The organism is Synechococcus sp. WH 5701, assembly GCF_000153045.1.
GTDB classification, from domain to species: Bacteria; Cyanobacteriota; Cyanobacteriia; order PCC-6307; family Cyanobiaceae; genus Regnicoccus_A; species Regnicoccus_A antarcticus.
Genome location: NZ_AANO01000068.1, coordinates 1 through 1504, shown reverse-complemented (window position 1 = coordinate 1504; position 1504 = coordinate 1). Strand labels below are relative to the sequence as shown.

The window sequence follows — 1504 nt, the reverse complement described above, 5'->3', positions numbered from 1 at the left end:
GAGGAGAAAAGCCCAGTATTCGCCATGCAACGGCGCAGTGGAGCGGTGTTACAGCAGGTGGTTCGTCACCAGGGGCCGGTGCTGCAGCTCGCGAGCCGTCTGCGGGAGGGAGTGTTGCCTTGCTTATCTCCTCCGCTTCTGCAGCCGATCCGGAATGAGCAAGGGCAGGTGCGTTGCCTCTCCCAAAAGGAATGGTTGAACCAAGCCCGCCAATCGTTGAAGGCAGCCTCGCAACAGGACAATCCCGATGCCGCACGCATTCTTTGCTACACCAATCGCACCCTGGAGCGGCTGGTACCCCACGCGCGTCGGGCCATTCATGGCGACATGGCGGATCAGATGCCCGTCTTGCCTGGCGAAGTGTTGATTAGCCGCACTGCGGTGATGGCACCAGCCTCCCGGGACGGGGAAGAAGCCGGGGAAGAGCCCGACATGGTGTTGGGATCCAACCGAGAGGTGGTGGTGCTGGATGTGACGCCTGAATCGTGCGACTTGCTGGATTTTGGGTTGACGGAGATCAACGGAGGGGTGCCCATGATTGAAACCCTGTCGGCCAAAGTGAGCTCCGGGGATCTCGAGCTCACGCTTCGATTACAGCCCCCCGTTGGCAGTGCGGCGCGCCTGGAATTGGATGGTGTGATGCAGCGGTTGCGCCAACAGGCCAAAGACGCCGGTAAAAAAAATGGGCGCAGCATTTGGAGGCAGTATTTCCTTGTTCGAGATGCCTTTGCGTCCCTCGGACCCGCCGCTGTTTTAACGGTGCATCGCAGCCAGGGCAGCAGCTTTGGTGAGGTGTTTGTGGCGCCTGATGTGTTCCGAGCTGATCCGCGCATCCGACAACAGCTTTGCTATGTCGCAGTGTCGCGGGCGCGGACCGGCGTGTGGATGATCGGTGGGACGTCGTCGCCTGAGACCACGGCGGCATGGACTCAAGCCTTTTCAACGTTCTCAGAGTGAGGGTGCGAATCAGGCTTGGCTCAACGCAGGGCAAGCCCTGTGATGCCTTGCCAGCTCAAATAGCCACCCAGGCCCAAGCTCACGCTGCCCACCACCAATTCCCCACGGTTCAGCAGGGTGGTTTTTCCTTGCTGCAACATCGGCAAAACGCGTTCACCCCCAAGGACAACCGCCACGAAAGGCACCAGCAACAGCACGCTGGCTGACAGGCTGAACACCAGGCTGGACGCGACCTCCCCCTGCAGGCTGAGTCCTTGGGCAAGAATCACTCCGGCGGTTTTCGCGAAGAGCAGCAGGTCGTCTGGGCTGATGATTTCGGTGGCACTGCTGATCAATAGCAGGAGCGGCAGGGGCAGGGCGGCAAAGCGATCCACGCTTTGGGTCCAGCCTGGGGGGCCATCTTGATTGAGCCAACTGCGGATGAGCTCCCGTCCCCCGAGGGCAACTAACGCTCCGCCTGCGATCAGATCCAGCCCGGTGCGGTGTTTGGATCCATGGCTCATGTCCAGCAAAAGGCCGTGCCCCAGGGTGAGTAATCCGAGCACCA

Annotated in this window: 2 protein-coding genes; one reads left to right on the top strand and one right to left on the bottom strand. The window is 60.8% G+C overall.

The window, feature by feature from the left end; all coding sequences use genetic code 11:
• Positions 1 to 957: ATP-binding domain-containing protein (locus WH5701_RS00385; protein WP_006169811.1), on the top strand; the 957-nt coding region annotated here is incomplete at its 5' end.
• A gap of 20 nt (positions 958 to 977) precedes the next feature.
• Here the strand turns inward: WH5701_RS00385 and WH5701_RS00380 are convergent.
• Positions 978 to 1504: GAP family protein (locus WH5701_RS00380; protein ID WP_037979124.1), on the bottom strand; the 527-nt coding region annotated here is incomplete at its 5' end.